We start from the raw sequence: 20,866 nt of genomic DNA, 5'->3' as shown, positions 1-20,866 counted from the left end.
GATTTCTTGGGCATCGATTCATTTCGCTAAGCAATTCTAAGCTTTTCTTTGTTTGAAAAAGTCCTACCCTCGCGATGCCATCGTCCTGATGGCCGCTCGCCTCGGCACGTCCTGTGCCGAATTACGGACTTTTTCAAAGTCGAAAAGCAATAATTGCTAAAGCTCATGAAATATGCTATTTTGAAATCCTTTCATGGGGCTTTTCATATTTTAGCTATCAAACATGTTTGTCAACAATCTGAAGGTCGGGTATTAGCCCGACCTTTATTAATTAAATAATTTTCTATAATAATCAAGTTCAAGTATTTTTTCTGATAAGAAAAATTTAATATCAACCATATTTTTAATTCTTTTTATATAATTATCATCTACATTGACACCCTCATTAGGTATAAATTTATTCTGTATTGAATCATACTTACCTTTATCAGTTATGAAGCTTTTATTTTGGAATATAACGAGAGGTTCAGAGTTTGAAAATATATCAGTTCCCATTAAAAGTCTTGAATCATACTCTAAACCTAAAAGGTTTGATATTGTTGGTATAATATCAAGACTTGAACAGGGCTTGTCTATAACTTTAGGTTCAATATTTTTGGTATATATTATAAGGGTACTTTTATAAAGTTCAAAATTTTTCTCAATCCTATGACCAGCAAGTTCGTCTATTGTTTCTTTACTTAAACCATATGGATAGTGGTCTGGGCTTATTACAATTAAAGTTCTTTTTAATAAATCTTTTTCTTCAAGTTTGTTTAAAAGATATTCTAAGGCTCTATCTAATTCTATTTGAGCGGCTATATATGCCTTTGCTTCATCAGAGAGATTTAAATTTTCTACATATTTTTTGTTTTTTAAAGACATTGCATTTCCAGAAAAGGAATAGCGTAAATGTCCACTAACGGTCATATAGTAAACGTGAAAGGGCTCACTATTTATATATTCTGGAATTGTTTTTTCCATCATTTCGAGGTCGGACTCAGGCCAAGATTTTTTTACATCAAGCCCATTGCCAACTCCTTTATATATGTATCCCATATTAGGATGGGATAGATTTCTTTTATAGTATGTATATGTATGGTTGTGGTATGCTAATGTTTTAAAACCAAGCTTTTTAAATTGATTTCCCATTACAAATGGTAAATAGTTTTTAGAGGATTCTTTAAAACTCCAAACTCCAGCTTTAGGAATAAGTCCTGTACAGGCAACGTATTCACCATCAGTTGTACTTACACCCCAAATAGGATTGTAGAAGTCAGTGAACCTATATCCTTCATTTACGAGCTTATATAAAGTTGGAGTTAAATCCTTGTTTACAGCATAAGGAGAAAGACTTTCAGCAGTAATAAATATGAGATTATACCCCTTGTATTTACCTGTATAATCGTTTTTTTCTGTTGGAGATACATTCTTAAAGTATGAATGCATTTTCTTTAATGTTGCATTTTTTTCTTTTGAAATTAACTCATCAAAATTAATATTCATCATATTGTATTCAACTTTTTTTTCTTCTTTCTCTTCGTTTTTTGTTTTTTGTACGTTTTCTTCCTCTTCTAATTTTTGACTTATCGTTTCTATTGATTTAGATTTTGCTTTATTATTAAAAATAAATTTTTTTATATCCATATTAACTGAAGCAAGTAATCCTAATTTGTGAGCTGTGACTGTTGATGAATTAGTGTTGTTTTTAAGTTCAAGCAATAATTCTCTTCTTTCTTTAGAGGCATAGATATATAAAGAGTTTATTATTTGTGATAAAAAGAATAACAATATTAAAAATACTACTTCTAATTTAGACAGTTTATTAGATGATATAATATACTTTTTAAAGAAAATCAAAACAAATAAAGGAACAAAGAATAATAAGATAAAATGTATATTTTTGCCTAATATAAAAAATATATCTCTCCAAAATTCAATTACTTGGGATGCGTTTGCAGCAGAATATAATGTATAAAATGTTTTAAATATCTTAAAATATATAAATTGGCTTGCAAATATTAGGCAAAATATAAAAACTATTATTTTGGAAATAATATAATTAGTTTTTTCGTTAAATAAATTAGATATAAGACAAAAAAATACCGAGATAGTAATACAAAACATAATTGTATAAATAAAAAGAGAATTGAAGGAATGAATATTTGTAAGTATTTTAAACAAAATTTCAAGAAATAAAAATGAACATATATAATACGATAGATTTTTTACAAAATTTACACCATTCATTATAATCCCCCCTAAAATGATTATAAATTAAAATTACAAAAAAATATATATATTATAAAAATTTATGTTATAATTATCTTACATATATTTTCAATTTAAAGGGGTTTGGTATATTGAAAAAAAGATTAATCAAGATTGATGATTGTTGCATTGGTGACAAAGTTGCATTAGATGTAATTACTGAAACAGGAGCAGTAATTGTTACAGAGGGAACAGTTTTAAATGAGTTTATAATAAACAAACTAAGAAATTTAGGGATAAATAATATACATATTTATTCTGAAAGTGAAAATTTAGATAGATCAAATATTGCCTTTGAAAATTTAAGCAAGGAATATTCAAAAAATGTAGATACAGTTAAAAATATAATAGGGGATTTAGCTTTAGGTAAAAAGCTTGACTATGGAGTTATATCAAATATAGCAGAGGATATAAAATTAGAAATGGAAAATAAGGATAATGTGATTAAGTTTTTATCAACATTTAAAGCCTATGATGAATATACATATAATCATAGTCTAAATGTGGCCTTTTACAGTATGCTTCTTGGAAAATGGCTTGGACTTAAAGAAGATGTAATAACAGAATTAACAAAGGCGGCAGTTATGCACGATTTAGGAAAGGCTAAAATACCAGAAGAAATATTAAATAAAAAGGGTCAACTTACTCAAAAAGAATTTGAAATAATGAAAAAGCACGCACAGTATGGTTACGAAATAGCAAAGAAGGATACTCGCATTAGCCTTGAAGTATTAAAGGGAATACTAATGCATCACGAAAATGAAGATGGAACAGGGTATCCTCTAAAAATAAAGGGTGATAAGATAAATTTATTTGCAAAGATTATTTCAATCTGTGATGTATATGATGCATTAACTCAAGAGAGGGTTTATAAGGGTAGAATGACTCCCTTTGATGCCTTTAAGATAATTGAATTAGAGGGATATACTAAGTTTGATACAAAAATATTGTTGACCTTTTTACATAATATTGCAAGTTATTATATAGGAATGCAGGTAGTTTTAAGTAATGGACGAGAAGGTGAAATTGTTTATATTACACCACAAAATGTTGCATATCCAATTGTAAAGGTTGGAGATGAGTTAATAGATTTAATGAATAGAAGGGACTTAAGAATAGTTTCTTTACTCAACTAAAGTGCCACCTACGTGAAATGTGAAATTATCCAATTTTTGTATGGGGTGTTTCTATGAAGAGGTATAGATTTAAATTTTATGGTAGAGTTCAGGGAGTTGGATTTAGGTATTTTGTTTATACAAAAGCATATACTTTAGGATTAAGTGGTTATGTTAAAAATTTAGATGATGGATCAGTTGAGGCAGAAGTTGAGGGAGAAGAGCAAATAATACATAAATTTTTAGATATAGTATTAAAGGGTAATGGATTTTCAAGGATTGATGATATTGAAAAAGAACAAGTAGATGTAAAAGGAGATAAAAAATTTAAGATACTTTACTAATAGTATTTTTGTTTATTAGCACCGTAATTTACGGTGCTTTTTTATAATAAACATATAAAAATTTATTTATGTGATATAAATCACTGAATCCCCAAAATATAGCAAGTATAATTAAGACATAAATAAATTTTAGGAGGGATTTAGATGAGTATGTTCTGTTATCAATGTCAGGAGGCTGCAGGCGGAAAGGGATGTAACTTAAGAGGTGTATGTGGTAAGAATGATATAGTTGCAAAGAGCCAAGACCTACTTATGTATACATTAAAGGGTTTATCAATGGTAAACCTTTCAGCAAAGGAAAATGGTATACAAAGAGATGATGTAGATAAGTTTATAATGGAGAGTTTGTTTGTAACTATTACCAATGTAAATTTTGACGACAAAGTTATATATGAAAGAGTATTAGAAGGTATAAAAATTAGAGAAGATATGAAGAATGAACTTAAGAATAAAGGAATAGATGTAACAAGTTTGTCTCACGATGCAGCAAATTTTGTAGTTTCAATTGAAGATGTACAAAAGAAGGCAGAGGAAGTTTCAATATTAAAAACGGAAAATGAAGATATAAGATCCTTAAGAGAATTAATAACTTATGGTGTTAAGGGGATGGCAGCGTATGCAAACCACGCCTATGTTTTAAAACACGTTGATAAGGAAATATTTAAATTTATGCAAAGGGCACTTGCTTCAACTTTAGATGATACACTTGGTGCAGATGAACTTGTTTCACTTGCACTTGAAACAGGAAAGTATGCTGTTGATGTTATGGCACTCCTTGACAAGGCTAATACATCAACCTATGGTAATCCAGAGATTACAAAGGTAAATATAGGTGTTAGAAACAATCCAGCAATACTAATAAGTGGACACGATTTAAAAGATTTAGAACAGCTACTTGAACAAACAAAGGGAACAGGTGTAGATGTTTATACACACGGAGAGATGCTTCCAGCCCATTACTATCCGGCATTTAAGAAGTATGAACACTTTGTAGGAAACTACGGAAATGCTTGGTGGTTACAAGATAAGGAGTTTGAATTATTCAATGGACCAATTCTAATGACAACAAACTGCTTAGTACCACCAAAGGATTCATATAAGGATAGATTATATACAACAGGTGTTGTAGGATTCCCAGGTGTAAGGCACATTAAGGAAGATGAAAATGGCAATAAAGACTTTAGTGAAATTATAGAACACGCGAAGAGATGTAAGCCACCTGTACAAATAGAAGAAGGTGAAATAATCGGAGGATTTGCCCACAACCAAGTGTTACAGCTTGCTGATAAGGTTGTTGAAGCAGTAAAGAGTGGTGCAATTAGAAAATTTGTTGTTATGGCTGGCTGTGATGGAAGAATGAAGTCAAGAGAATACTACACAGAATTTGCAAAGAAGCTTCCAAAGGACACTGTAATTTTAACAGCAGGATGTGCAAAATATAGATATAACAAGCTTGAACTTGGGGATATAGGAGGAATACCAAGAGTTTTAGATGCGGGGCAATGCAACGATTCATATTCACTTGCAGTAATTGCACTAAAGCTTAAGGAAGTATTTGAATTAAATGACATAAATGAATTGCCAATTGTATATAATATTGCTTGGTATGAACAAAAGGCAGTAACTGTACTTTTAGCTCTATTATACCTTGGAGTTAAGAATATTCACTTAGGACCAACACTACCAGCATTTCTATCACCAAATGTTGCAAAGGTTCTTGTTGAAAACTTTGGTATTGGTGGAATAACAAACGTAGATGATGATATAAAGATGATGATTGGATAATAGATGTAAAAGGACAGTAGGAAAACCTACTGTCCTTTTTAAGTTAAAGATTGCTTTTTTATTTTTTCTATTAATTTTTCAATAAAATTATTGATATCGGTCATATCTTCGAAAATTCCTTGAGCAAATTTTGATCCTCCTCCACCTCTACCATTAAAATTTGGTAAGATTTCCTTGAAAATTTGGCCGCAATTTAATTTTAGTTTTCCACTATGTGTAAGTATAATCTTTTTATCTGGTATAGATGATAAGATAAATATTTTATCACATAATAAAGAGGCTTTATTTCCTATCATTTGTATTTCATCAAATGTTTTATCTTCGAATATTTTTGTTATTATATATTCATCATATTTATCTATTAAGTCCTTTGCAATGTATTCTGAGTTTATTTCCTTTTGTAGATTAAGTTCCTTTGATAATTTTTTTATTTCATTTTGCATTGAATCAACCTTAATTAAAATTTCATTTTGAGGAACTGATAGTTTTTTACTTAAATTATTTATTATTAAATTTTTTTCCTGAAAATCCTTAAGTAGCCTTCTGCCACATTTAAAATACACTCTTGTCATATTCTTATATTTTTCTGTTTTTAATATTTTAACCATTCCAATTTCTCCAAGGCTTTTAACGTGGGTACCACAGCAGGGAGAGAAGTCTATTCCTTCTATTTCAACAATTCTTATATCAACATCTGTAGGTGGAAGTTTTCTTAAAGGCAATTTTTTAGCCTCATTAAAATCTACTATATAGGATTTTACTTGTATATTTTTAAAAATCAGCTCATTTACTCTATCTTCAACCCTTTTAACCATTTCATCTGTTATATTTTCTAAACCTACATCAATGCTTACATAATCATCTCCTAAGTGAAAACTATTAGTTGGAGCATCATAAAGTTCTATAAAAATAGAGGATAGAAGATGCTGACCAGTATGGTTTTGCATATGGTCAAACCTTCTTTCAAAATCAATTTTGCACTTTACAGTATCCTTTTCAATCTTTTTGTTAACAACGTGGCAGATTGTATCATTTTCTTCAAATAAATCAACAACCTCAATCCCATCGATTGTTCCATAGTCCCTTGGCTGTCCACCACCTTCTGGATAAAAGGATGTGGTAGAGAGTTCAACAATATAAAAATTATCCTTTTCCCTTTGGCTTATTATTTCAGCCTCCCATTCAAAAATATATGGATTTTCATAATATAGTTTTTGCATTATATCCTCCCCTTTTCTCAAAAGTGCCACCCAGGTGAATTGTGACATTATCCAATTTTATACAAAACATTATATAAATATTATGTATATTATAACTTTTTTTAGAAAATTGTTAAATGTTATTTTAAACAAATAATTCGATTTTCTTTATAAGAAAATAAAGTTAATGCTTTACTTTTTTTAAAAGTTTTCGATAACAAAAATAAATTACAAATGAAAAAATTTTTTTTAATATAGCTTTATTATATTTTACCTGCACTTAAGGAGGGATAGGTTTGAAGAGTATTGCACTTGTTACAAATAGAAAAGGCCCGCTATCTGAGTTTTTACGTGAAAACTTAAATGAAGTTTTTGCTAATAAGATTGATATAAATAACTATTATTTATATGAAATGAAGGAAGGAGAAAAGATAAAAGATAATGTAATTTTAGTTATGATAGATGAAAAGGCGTACGAAATTCAAAAATTTGTTTCAAAAGAGAGTTGTATTATTGTTATAGAAAGAACACTAAGAGAAAAAGAAATCTATAAAATTGCTGCAATCCCAAATGATACAAAGGTTTTAGTAGTTAATGATACTAAAGAGACTACTATTGAAACAGTTAACTTACTTCATAGAATAGGTATAAGTCATTTAAAACTAATACCTTATTTGGATAATAAAGTTTATGAAGATGTAAAGGTGGCAATAACGCCAGGAGAGAGTGACAAGGTGCCAGATTTTATTGAAACTACAATAGATGTAGGTCATAGGTGTATTGATATAGCAACATTTTTAAAAATATTTAATTGTTTAGAAATAAAAGATAAAGAGATAGAAGAAAATTTAATAAAGTATTCTGAAGGTATTGTAAGCAAGGATATGGGCATAAAAAGACAATATATGGACTTATTTATAAAGGGGCAGCAATTGGAGGTTCTAATTGAACATATACAGGATGCTATTGCTATTGTTGATAATGAGGAAAAGGTTGTTTTAACTAACAGTTCTTTTAATAATTTATTTAACTTTAAAATAGGTAGCAGTTTAATTTTTAATAATGAAGAAATAGATAATTTAATTAAAAAGGATGAGATAAAGGGTGAAATAATAAGGCACAGAAACCAAATTTTTAGTGTCAATAAGGAACCTATTAAATATTTAAATTACAAATCGGGATATATAATAAGCTTTGCAGATATTACAAATATAAAAAGGATAGAACAGAATATATCAAAAAAGATACGAGAAAAGGGTTTTTATGCAAAATACAATTTTGATATGATTATAACATATTCTAATAGGATGAAGGAATGTATAGATATAGCTAAAAAAATTTCAAAATCCGATTATACAGTATTAATTACAGGAGAGAGTGGTACAGGCAAGGAGATGATGGCACAGTCTATTCATAATTATAGTAATCGTTCAAATTATCCATTTGTTGCAGTAAATTGTGCTGCACTGCCTGAAAATTTATTAGAAAGTGAACTTTTTGGATATGAAAAGGGTGCATTTACAGGGGCGTTAAAGGAAGGAAAAACTGGTCTTTTTGAGATAGCAAATAATGGTACAATTTTTTTGGATGAAATAGGGGATATGCCTTTAAAGCTTCAGACAAGGCTTTTAAGGGTTCTTCAGGAGAAACAGATAATGAGGGTTGGTTCAGAGAATATTATTAATGTTAATGTTAGGGTTATTGCGGCTACAAATAAAGATTTAAAAAAATTAGTAGATCAGGGTTTGTTTAGAGAGGATTTGTATTTTAGACTAAATGTATTACCCATAAATTTACCTCCGCTTAGGGAAAGAAGAGAAGATATAATGCCATTATTAAAATGTTATCTTGAAAGAGATATAAAGTTTGAAAATGAAGTAGAGAAGTTACTTTTAAATTATAGATGGCCAGGCAATATAAGGGAACTTAAAAATATTGCTATCTATTTAAATGCAATGGAATTTGAAGGGGTTGCATTAAAGGATTTGCCACAATATATTTTAAACTCAGAACTAAACTTTGATAAGGAATTAGATTTTATAAAAAATAATTATAATCTTGAAAAGGTTTTGGATGTACTTGAATGTATAGAAAAAAGTGAAGGCGTTGGAAGAAGGTGTATAAGTGAAAAATTATCGTATATAGGTGAAGGGGAAGTAAGGGGAATATTAGAATTGATTAATGATTTAGGAATGATTAATAAAAATATAGGCAGAAGTGGAACGAAAATTAATAATAAGGGTAGAATGTTTTTAAATTGGACAAGAAACGGGATAAAATAGGTCTATTTTTATCCCGTTTCTTTTTGATTGTAATGAGGCTAAAATATATAAATTAATTTTATACAATGAATAACGAGGCTAATTTATTATTCAAATTACAAAAAAGTTAGAAATTTTATATTTGGCATCAAATTTGCTTGTTTTTATATAAAGGAGGCGTTGAAGATGAGACCAGTAATCGGAGTATTAGGAAATATACTAATAATGGAAGGAGGAATATTGCCAGGTATTGAGAGAGCATATGTTAATTACGATTATATTGACGCAATAATTAAGGTGGGTGGAGTACCTTATATTGTTCCTATGAATTTGGAGGAAGAAATTATTGCAAAACAAATAAGTTTATTAGATGGGCTAATATTATCAGGAGGATTTGATGTAAATCCACTACTTTATGGTGAACAACCTTCAAAACATCAGGACTATACGTATCCAGAAATAGATGAATTTTATCTTAAGAGCATAAATTTTGCATTGGACAAAAATATACCAATTTTAGGTATATGTAAGGGTATGCAAATGTTAAATGTAGCACTTGGTGGTAGTTTATATCAGGATATATCGCAGGTTGAAGGTTCATATATTAAACACGTACAATCAGCAAAAAGAAGTACACCAACCCATAGTGTTAGTTTTAATAAGGGTTCAAAACTATATGAAATATTTGGTGAAAAGACCTTTATAAACTCATATCATCACCAATGTGTTAAAAAGTTAGGACAAGGACTTATGGCGGTTGCCTTCTCAGATGACAATATAGTTGAAGCAATAGAACTTGAAGGCAAAGATTTTGTAGTAGGAGTTCAATGGCATCCAGAAATGATGGTTCAAAATCCAAAATCAAATATGATAAAACTGTTTGAGGAATTCATTAAATTTGCAGGGAGGGAGTAGTTATGGGAGATAATAAAAAGTTTGGTTTTTGGAGTATAGTTTTATTAGGTATTAATGGTGTTATTGGTTCAGGAATATATCTTTTGCCAGGTAAGGCTATGAAGATAATAGGACCAGGAAGTATATGGATTTATATTTTTGATACTTTGTTGGTTATGTCAATGGCGTTATGTTTTGCTGAAGTTGGTGGTCTTTTTAATAAAAATGGAGGCCCCTATGTATATGCAAGGGAAGCATTTGGAGAATTTGTAGGTTTTGAAGTTGGAATAATGAAATGGGCAATAAGCATCATTGCTTGGGCAACAATGGCAGTAGGATTTGCAACAGCATTATCCAAATTTATACCAGCAGCATCAACGCCCATTGCAAAGAATCTAATTGCAACAACAATTTTGGTGGGACTTGGATTAGTTAATATTTCTGGTGTAAAAGCTACAAAATATTTAAATAATATTGTAACAGTCGCTAAATTATTGCCTCTCATTTTATTTGTAATTATAGGTTTATTCTTTATAAAAGGTGGAAATTTTACTCCTATGTTTCCTAATGGGACAAGCGGTGCAACTATAGGTTCAGCTGCTATTCTAATCTTCTATGCCTTTACAGGTTTTGAATCAATTGCTGTTGCAGCAGAAGATATGGATGAACCACAAAAAATATACCAAGAGCAATTATAGCAACTATGATTTTAGCATCAATTGTCTATATTCTTGTTCAAATTATTGCTGTTGGTATCTTAGGAGGAGCACTTGCTGAAAGTACAACACCTGTAGCTGATGCAGCAAAGGTATTTATGGGAGGTTTAGGTGAAAAGTTTGTAGCAATTGCAACCCTATTATCAATTGGAGGTATAAACATAGCAGCTTCATTTAATGCCCCAAGATCAGGTGTTGCACTTGCAGAGGATGGAATACTTCCAAACTATATAGCAAAGAAAAATAAGCACGACGTACCTTATATAGCTGTAATTATAACTGTTCTTCTTGCAATACCTGTTGCAGTATCAGGTACATTTACACAACTTGCTATGATATCTGTTATATCAAGATTTGCACAATATATTCCAACTTGTCTTTCTGTAATAGTATTTAGAAAACGTGGTATGAAGAGTACTTATAATATGCCTTTTGGCAGCATACTACCAATAATTTCGGTTATAGTTAGTATATGGTTACTAACTAAAGCAACAAAGGAACAAATGTTATGGGGACTTGGTGCACTTATAATAGGAATACCATTATATTTTGTTTTAAAATGGGTACAAAATAGAAATACTGGAGTGGCTAAAGGTATGTAAATAATTTTCACCCCAGACTTCTACATAAAAATCACCATATATAAATATATTATATATGGTGATTTTTTTAGTTATAAAAGTTATAACTGATAAGGGTGAATATGATGCAGATGTTGTTATTGTATGTGTAGGATTTAAACCTTCAACTGAAATGTTTAAAGGTAAACTTAATATGATTTCAAATGGGGCAATAATTGTAGATGAATATATGAGAACATCAAGGGAAGATGTTTTTGCAGCAGGGGATTGTGCAGCAGTTTGGTATAATCCTACTAAGTCATATGAATATATACCGCTTGCAACAAATGCAGTAAGAATGGGAACATTGGCTGCAAGAAATCTTGTAGATAATAGAATTAAGTGGAGAGGAACTCAAGTAACATCGGGTATTAAGATATATGATTATAATATTGCATCAACGGGATTAATAGAAGAGGTTGCAAAACAAAATGGACTAAATATACAATCTGTTACAATAGAAGACAATTATAGACCAGAGTTTATGCCAACATATGAAAAGGCAAAACTTAAAGTGGTTTATGAAAGGGATACAGGAAGAATACTTGGTTCACAGATATTATCAAAACACGATTTGACACCACTTATGAATACAATGTCTGTTTTTATACAAAATGAAATGACAATTGATGATTTAGCCTTTACTGATTTGATGGATAAAAATAATATGATTGAGTTTAGTGGATCCTTAAAAAATGAACTATTGAAACAATTACCTAAAATAATAAAAAGTGATAATGTAATTATAAAAGGGGATTTAAACAAGAAAATTGTTGTAGAAGATTTAAAGACTTTAATTTATATTGATAAATATAAAAAGGGAATAAAATTAGATGTGATATTTAAATATGGAGAAAAAGAGATTAAGGCATTTACAAGTGACGAAAATACTTCTTTAATAATCAGAAATTTTGAAGCAGAGGGTAAAGTATTAAATTTACTTGAACAATCAGGCTTTAAGCAGGTTAATAATTATTTGGTATTAGAAGATGAAGGTGGATTATATATGTTTTTAAAACATATAATGCCGGCCTTAAAAGATTTAGCAGAAATATTCTATACAGATGCTGTTAAAGGAATTTATAGAGAAAGAAGTATATCAGTTAGTACCAAGATAAAAAATAATGGGAGTAATCTTATTGGATTTGAATTTGAAATAAGTGATATAGATAAAAAAGAAATAGTAAATGTATTAAAGTCAATAAAGGAGAAGAAAAATTATCACAGGTTAAAAAGTGGAGAAATAATTTCTTTAGAAGAAAAGAATATAGAAGAAGTAAAAAAGATACTGAACGAATTTGAAGATAGTGAAATAATTGAAAATGAAATTGATATACCAAAATATAGAGCATTAGCATTTTTAAATAAATTTGGTGATCATTTAAATATAGAGGGTAGAAAGGAAATTGATATTTTTTTAAGCAAAATAAAGAATGCAAAAGAAGAGATGATAGAAATTCCTGCATCATTGAAAAATATATTAAGAGATTATCAAGTAATATGTTTTAAATGGTTAAAAACTTTATCTAACCTTGATTTAGGTGGAATCCTTGCGGATGATATGGGGCTTGGTAAAACATTACAAACAATTACATTAATTTTAAGTGAAAACAAAAACAAGAAATTTTTAATTGTTGCACCATCTTCACTGCTATTTAATTGGAAGAGTGAATTTGAAAGGTTTGCTCCTGAAGTAAAGGTTTTGATAGTTGAAGGTGATAGAAAAAAACGAGAAGAACTTATATCAGAAATAGAAAATAACGATGTAATAATAACATCATATCCATTAATAAGAAGAGATATAGAGTTTTATAAAAACTATGAGTTTGATATGTGTATATTAGATGAAGCACAACATATAAAAAATCCTGAATCATTAAATGCCAGAAGTGTAAAAAAGATAAACAGTAGAGTAAGATTTGCGTTAACTGGAACTCCAATGGAAAATAATTTAAGTGAGCTTTGGTCTATATTTGATTTTGTACTACCTGGACTTTTATACTCAAAAAATGAATTTTTAGATAAATATGAAAAACCTATTTTAAAGTATAATGATAAAAATACATTGGAGTATTTAAAAAAGACAATTGCTCCATTTATCTTAAGAAGAAAAAAATCTGACGTGTTAAATGAATTACCTGAAAAGATTGAAACAAAGCTTATATGTGAAATGACAAAAAAACAAAATGAACTTTATAAAGCGTATCTTTTAAAGGCTCGGGAAGATGTAGAAAGGCTCATAAAAAATGGTGAATTTGAATCAAATAAAATACAGGTATTAAAGCTTCTTACAAGGCTTAGACAGATATGTTGTCATCCTTCAATTTTTTTAGAGGATTATAAGGGGGATAGTGGAAAATTTAATCAGCTTGAGGAACTGTTAGAAGAGTTAATCGAAGGAAACCATAAGGTTTTAATATTTTCACAATTCACATCGTTGTTAGATTTAACTAAGAAAATTCTTGAGGAGAAAAAGATAAAATATTCATATTTAGATGGTTCTACTGATGTTTCTAAAAGAAAAGTAATAGTAGATGAGTTTAACAATGGAAAAACAGATATTTTTCTTCTTTCATTAAAGGCAGGAGGGACAGGTTTAAATCTTACAACAGCAGATACTGTAATACATTTAGATCCTTGGTGGAATCCGGCTGTTGAAGAACAAGCATCCGATAGAGCACATAGAATAGGTCAAAAGAAAGTTGTACAAGTATTTAAAATGATAACTAAGGATTCTATTGAAGAAAAAATATATGATTTACAAAATAAGAAAAAAGAATTAATTGATTCTGTAATAAAAGAAGGAGAAGTTTTTATAAGTTCATTATCTGAAAAAGAAATATTGGATATATTAAAATAAGAAAAGATAGGGTGCTTATCACCCTATCTTTTCTTATTTAATTTTTCTTAAAATTTTCAAAAAAATATTGCCTTACTTGTACGTACATGATATTATATAAATGAAAATAAAGTTGTACGTACAAGTTAGGATGGAGGGGAACAAAAGTGAGTAAATTTGCAAATGATGTAAAAGAACTTTTAGAGTATGTGGGAGGAAAAGAAAACATAGCGGCAGTATCCCACTGTGCAACAAGAATGAGATTTGTTTTAAATGATCCAAAGAAGGCAGATGTAAAAAAGATTGATGCGATGAAGGTTGTTAAGGGAACCTTCACTCAAGCAGGACAGTTCCAAGTAATCATTGGAAATGAAGTTGCTGTTTTCTACAATGAGTTTGTTAGATATGCAGGCATCGAAGGTGTTAGCAAAGAAGAAGCAAAGAAGGCAGCAAGACAAAATATGAGTCTAATTCAAAGACTTATATCACATCTTGGTGAAATATTTGCACCACTTATTCCAGCAATTGTTGTTGGAGGTCTTATACTTGGTTTTAGAAATATAATAGGCGATATTAAGATGTTTGAAAATGGAACAAAGAGCTTAACAGAAATATCACAATTTTGGGCTGGAGTTCACCATTTCCTATGGCTTATAGGTGAAGCAATATTCTTCTTCTTACCAGTTGGTATAACGTGGTCAATATCAAAGAAGATGGGTACAACACAAATACTTGGTATAGTACTTGGTATAACACTTGTTTCACCACAGCTACTTAATGCCTATGCGGTTGCAACAGCAAAGGAAATACCAGTATGGAACTTTGGTTTTGCACAAGTTAAGATGATTGGTTACCAAGCCCAAGTAATCCCAGCAATACTAGCAGGATTTACTCTTTCATTCTTTGAATCAAAGCTTAGAGATATAGTTCCTTCATATATATCAATGATAGTAGTTCCATTCTTTGCACTTGTTCCAACTGTGCTAATTGCACATACAATATTAGGACCTCTTGGATGGGCAATAGGTTCAGCAATATCAAAGGTTGTTTATGCAGGACTTACATCAGCATTCGGATGGCTATTTGCAGCAATATTTGGATTTACTTATGCTCCACTTGTTATAACAGGTCTCCACCATATGACAAATGCAATAGACCTACAATTAATGAGCGAACTTGGTGGAACAAACCTATGGCCAATGATTGCACTATCTAATATAGCACAAGGTTCTGCAGTACTTGCAATTATCTATTTAAATAAGCACGATGAAGAAGAAAAGCAAGTTTCAATTCCAGCTTGTATATCCTGCTACCTTGGGGTAACTGAACCCGCAATGTTTGGTATCAATTTAAAATATGTATATCCATTCCTTGCAGCAATGATTGGTTCATCAATTGCAGCAGTATTTTCAGTAGGAACTGGTGTTTTAGCAAACTCAATTGGTGTTGGAGGACTTCCAGGAATCCTTTCAATAAAGCCACAATTTATGTTTAAGTTCTTTATAGCAATGCTAATTGCAATTGTAGTTCCATTTATGCTTACAGTACTGTTTAAGAAGAATAATATTCTTGTTAAGGATAACAAGTAATAATGTTGAATAGACTTTCCCCTAATTTAAAACTCACAATTGGGCTGTTTTCAAAACAGCCCAATTGTGTTAAAAAAAATTAAAGAATAGGAGTGACGAGATGAAGGACTTTAAAAAGAGTGTTGTATATCAAATTTACCCAAAATCCTTTAAAGACTCAAATGGAGATGGTTTTGGAGATTTAAGAGGTGTTATTGAGAAACTTGATTATTTAAAGTTTTTAGGGGTTGACTATATATGGCTAACTCCTTTTTATGTTTCACCCCAAAGGGATAATGGATATGATGTTGCAGATTATTATAATATAGATAGTAGATTTGGAACAATGGAGGATTTTGAAAATTTAGTTACGGAAGCACAAAAGAGGGATATTGGTATAATGCTTGATATGGTTTTAAACCATACTTCGACAGAACACGAGTGGTTTAAAAGAGCTCTTCAGGGTGATGAAAAGTATAAAGGCTTTTATATATTTAAAGAAAAACCAACAAACTGGCAGTCTAAGTTTGGAGGAAGTGCTTGGGAATACGTAGAAAAGTTTGGAGAATATTACCTACACTTGTTTGATGTAACCCAGGCGGATTTAAATTGGGATAACGAAGAGGTAAGAAAAAATGTATATGAAATAGTAAACTTTTGGCTGCAAAAGGGAGTAAAGGGACTAAGATTTGATGTTATAAATCTTATATCAAAACCAGCAGTATTTGAGGATGATTCAATAGGAGATGGAAGAAGATTTTATACTGATGGCCCAAACATTCATAAATATTTAAAGGAGCTTAACCAAAACACATTTGGTAGGTATGATGATATAATTACAGTAGGAGAGATGTCATCTACTTCAATTGATAACTGCATAAAATATACAAACCCAGAAGAAAAAGAACTTTCAATGGTATTTAATTTTCATCATTTAAAGGTAGATTATAAAAATGGTGATAAGTGGGCTCTTATGGATTTTGATTTTAAAGAGCTAAAGAAGATATTTAATGAATGGCAAACTGGTATGCAGAAAGGTAATGGCTGGAGTGCAGTGTTTTGGTGTAACCACGACCAACCAAGAGTTGTTTCAAGATTTGGAGATGATAAAAAATATCATAAAGAATCGGCCAAGATGCTTGCAACCTCAATTCATATGTTAAGGGGAACCCCATATATATACCAAGGTGAAGAAATAGGTATGACAAATCCATATTTTGACAAAATAGAGTACTATAAGGATGTTGAATCTATAAACTATTATAGAATCCTAAAAGAAAAGGGAATGGATGACGAAGAAGTAATGAAGATAATAATGGAAAGGTCAAGGGACAACTCAAGAACTCCAATGCAGTGGGATGATAGTGAGAATGCTGGTTTTACAGATGGACAACCTTGGATATCAGTTTCAAATAATTTTAAAGGAATAAATGTTGAAGCTCAGATAAATGATGCGGATTCAATTTTAAGCCATTACAGGGAACTTATAAGAATAAGAAAAGAGTATGACGTTGTTGCATATGGTGACTATATTCCACTTTGTGTAGAGCACGAAAGAGTATTTGCTTATGCAAGAAGGTATAAAGATGAGCTAATCATAGCTGTAAATAACTTCTATGGAGAGCCTACTAAGGTTAACTTAGAAGGAGAAATAGACATTAAAGGTAGAGTAGAAATATTATTATCAAATTATAAAGACAGTGGAGTAGACTTGTATAATTTAACTTTGAGACCCTATGAATCTGTAGTTTACTATATTGTAAAGTAATGTAAGGCGTGTTACAATATCATTGGTGATGAGAATGGAAAATAGTAAATATCTAATAATATATAATGACATTGTGGAAAAAATAGAAAAGGTAGAATATGAACCTAATGCTAAACTTCCTTCAGAAAACGAACTAATGCAGATGTACGATGTATCAAGGGATACTGTAAGAAAGGCCCTACTGCATCTTGAACAGAATGGATATATACAAAAGATTAAGGGTAAGGGTTCCTTTGTTCTTGATTTAAATAAGTTTGATTTTCAGATATCGGGTCTTATAAGTTTTAAAGAACTTGCAAGTAAAATGGGTGGTTCTGTACAAACAATAGTTGAGGAGCTTGAAGTTATAAGGCCTGATAAATATCTTCAAAAACAGCTTCAAATTAGTGAAAAAGATGAGGTTTGGAGGATAGTTAGGGCAAGAAAAATAAAGGGTAAACGAATAATACTTGATAAGGATTTCATTTTAAAAAGGGTAGCTGATGGATTTACAAAGGAAATATGCCAAAATTCAATATATCAATACATTGAAGAGGTGTTGGGATTAAAAATATCCTTTGCAAAGAAGGAGATAGTTGTAAAAAATGCAACCGATGAGGATAAAAAGTATTTGGATTTAGAAGGATATGACGTTGTTGTTGTCGTAAAAAACTATGTTTACTTAGAAGATATGACTCTATTTCAGTATACAGAGTCGAGGCATAGACCAGATAAATTTAAATTTGTTGATTTTGCAAGAAGGCATAAATAAAGAGCTAACAGAATAAAAACTGTTAGCTCTTTATTATATATCAATAATGCAAGGGGATAAACTATTAGGATAGGGGTAAACTAATGAAAACTATATGGAATTTACTTATTATCTGCCTTCAAAAGCATTTATATACATTTCCTTAATTTCGCTAATTAATGGATATCTTGGGTTTGCACCTGTACATTGATCATCAAATGCTTGTTCAGCCATTTCATCAAGTGTTGCATAGAATTTCTTTTCTGAAACTCCAGCTTCCTTTATTGATTTTGGTATATTTAGCTTTTCCTTAAGCTCATCTATAGCCTTAATTAGAAGTTCTACCTTTTCTTCTTCAGTCTTTCCACCAAGTCCAAGGTAATCTGCAATTCTTGCATATCTCCACTTAGCGTTTGGATACTTATATTGTGGGAATGCAGCCTGCTTTCTTGGATTATCTACTGCATTAAATCTGATTACTTCATTTATTAGTAGAGCATTTGCTATACCGTGTGGTATATGATGCATTGCACCAAGTTTATGTGCCATTGAGTGGCATACACCAAGGAAAGCATTTGCAAATGCCATACCAGCCATAGTTGAAGCGTGTGCCATCTTTTCTCTTGCCTTTTGGTTAGTTGGGCCTTCACTATATGCAAGAGGTAGATACTTAAATATCAATCTTATTGCCTCAAGTGCAAGTCCATTTGTATATTCTGATGCAAGAACTGAAACATAAGCCTCTATTGCGTGAGTTAGAGCATCTATACCTGAAGCTGCTGTTAATCCCTTTGGCATATTCATCATAAGTTCAGTATCAACAATTGCCATATCAGGAGTTAATTCATAATCAGCAAGAGGATACTTAATTCCAGTCTTTTCATCAGTTATAACTGCAAAAGGAGTAACTTCTGAACCTGTACCAGCTGATGTTGGAATTGCCACCATCATAGCCTTTTGTCCAAGTTCTGGGAATCTGTAAACTCTCTTTCTTATATCCATAAATCTCATTGCAAGATCTTCAAATCTAACCTCTGGATGTTCATACATTACCCACATAATCTTTGCAGCATCCATTGGTGAACCACCACCAAGTGCTATTATAACGTCTGGGTTAAATGCTCTCATTAAATCAGCACCCTTTTTAGCACAAGCAAGTGTTGGATCTGGTTCAACTTCAAAGAATACGCTTGTTTCAATTCCTATACTATCTAACACGTTAGTAACCTTCTCAGCATATCCTAAATCAAACAGTACCTTATCAGTTACTATGAATGCTCTTTTCTTGCCCATATCCTTTAGCTCTTGTAGTGCTACAGGAAGACAACCATATTTGAAGTATATCTTTTCTGGTACTCTAAACCAAAGCATATTTTCTCTCCTCTCAGCTACGTTCTTAATGTTTAGAAGATGCTTAACTCCTACATTTTCAGAAACAGAGTTTCCACCCCAAGAACCGCAGCCTAAAGTTAGAGATGGAGCAAGTCTGAAGTTATAAATATCTCCAATTGCACCTTGTGAAGAAGGCATATTTATTATTGTTCTTCCTGTCTTCATTGCCATACTGAACTTTTCAACTCTATCCTTGCACTTTATTGTATCTGTGTATAGAACTGAAGTATGACCAAATCCGCCGTGCTTAACAAGTGTTACTGCCTTATCAAGTGCCTCATCAAAGGAATGAGCTCTATACATTGCAAGAACTGGAGATAACTTTTCATAGGAGAATGGTTCATCAATTTCAACTGAATCAACTTCAGCAATTATTATTCTTGCATTGTCTGGTACCTTAACACCAGCCATTTCACCTATCTTTTGTGGGCTTTGTCCAACTATATTTGGGTTTATTGAGCCGTTAACAAGAAGAATCTTTCTAACCTTGTCAACCTCATCTCCCTTTAAGATATATGCTCCTCTTTCAATAAATTCATTTTTTACTTCATCATATACTTCATCAAGTACTATTACAGATTGTTCTGATGCACAGATAACACCATTGTCAAAGCTCTTTGAAAGAAGTATTGAGTTTACCGCCATTTTAATATGTGCATACTCATCAATTATAGCAGGTGTATTACCAGCACCAACCCCTATTGCAGGCTTTCCTGAAGAATATGCAGCCTTTACCATTCCAGGGCCACCAGTTGCAAGAATTAAGTCAGATTCTGCCATAACAAGCTGTGAAAGTTCAACAGATGGTTCATCAATCCATCCTATAATATTCTTTGGAGCACCAGCCTTAACAGCAGCGTCAAGTATTATTCGTGCAGCTTCTATAGTTGATTTTTTAGCACGTGGGTGAGGAGAGAATATTATACCGTTTCTTGTCTTTAAAGCAAGTAGTGCCTTGAATATTGCTGTTGATGTTGGGTTTGTTGTTGGAACTATAGCAGCAATAACTCCTATTGGTTCTGCTATCTTTGTAAGTCCCATAGTTTCATCCTTTTCAATAACGCCACAAGTCTTTTCATCTTTGTATTTGTTGTAGATGTATTCTGATGCGAAGTGGTTCTTTATAACCTTGTCTTCTACTATACCCATTCCTGTTTCTTCAACAGCCATCTTTGCAAGATATATTCTTGCATTGTTTGCAGCCATTGCTGCTTGTCTGAAAATCTCGTCAACCTGTTCTTGTGTATAGGTTGCAAATTTCTTTTGAGCTTCTCTTATTTCAGAGATTTTTTGAAGTAGTTCCTCTCTGTTTGTTACCGCCATAAAAAACACCTCACTTGTTAAAATAATAACATCATAAGAAATGTCGAAGTATAGTTAAAAGG

Annotated in this window: 12 protein-coding genes and 1 pseudogene; 10 read left to right on the top strand and 3 right to left on the bottom strand. The window is 31.0% G+C overall.

The window, feature by feature from the left end; translation table 11 throughout:
- Positions 1–267 precede the first annotated feature (267 nt).
- Entirely contained in the window at positions 268–2,229 is a 1,962-nt protein-coding gene (locus JG776_RS07235; RefSeq protein WP_291966108.1) for an LTA synthase family protein, read from the bottom strand.
- A gap of 113 nt (positions 2,230–2,342) precedes the next feature.
- Between JG776_RS07235 and JG776_RS07230 the strand changes: the two genes are divergently transcribed.
- From JG776_RS07230 to hcp, 3 genes are all read left to right on the top strand, one after another.
- Positions 2,343–3,386: an HD-GYP domain-containing protein gene (locus tag JG776_RS07230; RefSeq protein WP_291966106.1), complete on the top strand. Its 1,044-nt coding sequence runs from the start codon at positions 2,343–2,345 to the stop codon at positions 3,384–3,386.
- A gap of 53 nt (positions 3,387–3,439) precedes the next feature.
- The gene (locus tag JG776_RS07225; protein WP_291966105.1) at positions 3,440–3,709 is read left to right on the top strand and encodes an acylphosphatase; all 270 of its coding nucleotides are present in this window, start codon (positions 3,440–3,442) and stop codon (positions 3,707–3,709) included.
- 144 nt (positions 3,710–3,853) lie between these two features.
- Positions 3,854–5,494 (top strand): hydroxylamine reductase, encoded by a 1,641-nt coding sequence (gene hcp / locus JG776_RS07220; protein ID WP_291966102.1) that lies wholly within the window; start codon positions 3,854–3,856, stop codon positions 5,492–5,494.
- Between the two features lie 38 nt (positions 5,495–5,532).
- On the opposite strand, the gene JG776_RS07215 is transcribed toward hcp, so the two are convergent.
- Positions 5,533–6,714, bottom strand: coding sequence for a DHHA1 domain-containing protein (locus tag JG776_RS07215; protein WP_291966100.1), 1,182 nt, complete (start codon positions 6,712–6,714; stop codon positions 5,533–5,535).
- A 275-nt stretch (positions 6,715–6,989) separates the two neighbouring features.
- Here JG776_RS07215 and JG776_RS07210 point away from each other — a divergent pair, with 275 nt between their 5' ends.
- From JG776_RS07210 to treR, 7 genes and pseudogenes are all read left to right on the top strand, one after another.
- Entirely contained in the window at positions 6,990–8,975 is a 1,986-nt protein-coding gene (locus tag JG776_RS07210) for a sigma 54-interacting transcriptional regulator (protein WP_291966098.1), read from the top strand.
- A 165-nt stretch (positions 8,976–9,140) separates the two neighbouring features.
- Positions 9,141–9,869, top strand: a complete 729-nt coding sequence (locus tag JG776_RS07205; RefSeq protein ID WP_291966096.1) for a gamma-glutamyl-gamma-aminobutyrate hydrolase family protein — start codon at positions 9,141–9,143, stop codon at positions 9,867–9,869.
- A gap of 2 nt (positions 9,870–9,871) precedes the next feature.
- Positions 9,872–11,166: pseudogene (locus JG776_RS07200) on the top strand (APC family permease).
- A gap of 55 nt (positions 11,167–11,221) precedes the next feature.
- Positions 11,222–14,044: an SNF2-related protein gene (locus JG776_RS07195; protein WP_291966094.1), complete on the top strand. Its 2,823-nt coding sequence runs from the start codon at positions 11,222–11,224 to the stop codon at positions 14,042–14,044.
- Positions 14,045–14,190: 146 nt separating this feature from the next.
- Entirely contained in the window at positions 14,191–15,612 is a 1,422-nt protein-coding gene (gene treP / locus JG776_RS07190) for a PTS system trehalose-specific EIIBC component (protein WP_291966091.1), read from the top strand.
- A gap of 100 nt (positions 15,613–15,712) precedes the next feature.
- Positions 15,713–17,359, top strand: a complete 1,647-nt coding sequence (gene treC / locus JG776_RS07185; RefSeq protein WP_291966089.1) for an alpha,alpha-phosphotrehalase — start codon at positions 15,713–15,715, stop codon at positions 17,357–17,359.
- A gap of 34 nt (positions 17,360–17,393) precedes the next feature.
- Positions 17,394–18,110 carry a trehalose operon repressor gene (gene treR / locus JG776_RS07180; RefSeq protein WP_291966086.1) on the top strand — a complete coding sequence of 239 codons (717 nt, stop codon included), beginning with the start codon at positions 17,394–17,396 and terminating at the stop codon, positions 18,108–18,110.
- Between the two features lie 108 nt (positions 18,111–18,218).
- On the opposite strand, the gene adhE is transcribed toward treR, so the two are convergent.
- The gene (gene adhE, locus JG776_RS07175) at positions 18,219–20,804 is read right to left on the bottom strand and encodes a bifunctional acetaldehyde-CoA/alcohol dehydrogenase (protein WP_291966084.1); all 2,586 of its coding nucleotides are present in this window, start codon (positions 20,802–20,804) and stop codon (positions 18,219–18,221) included.
- Positions 20,805–20,866 lie beyond the last annotated feature (62 nt).

It is taken from the genome of Caloramator sp., from assembly GCF_020054765.1.
In the GTDB taxonomy this organism is placed as follows: domain Bacteria; phylum Bacillota; class Clostridia; order Clostridiales; family Caloramatoraceae; genus Thermobrachium; species Thermobrachium proteoclasticum.
The sequence above is the reverse complement of the archived record's forward strand: the minus strand, read 5'-3'. Positions and strand labels throughout refer to the sequence as shown.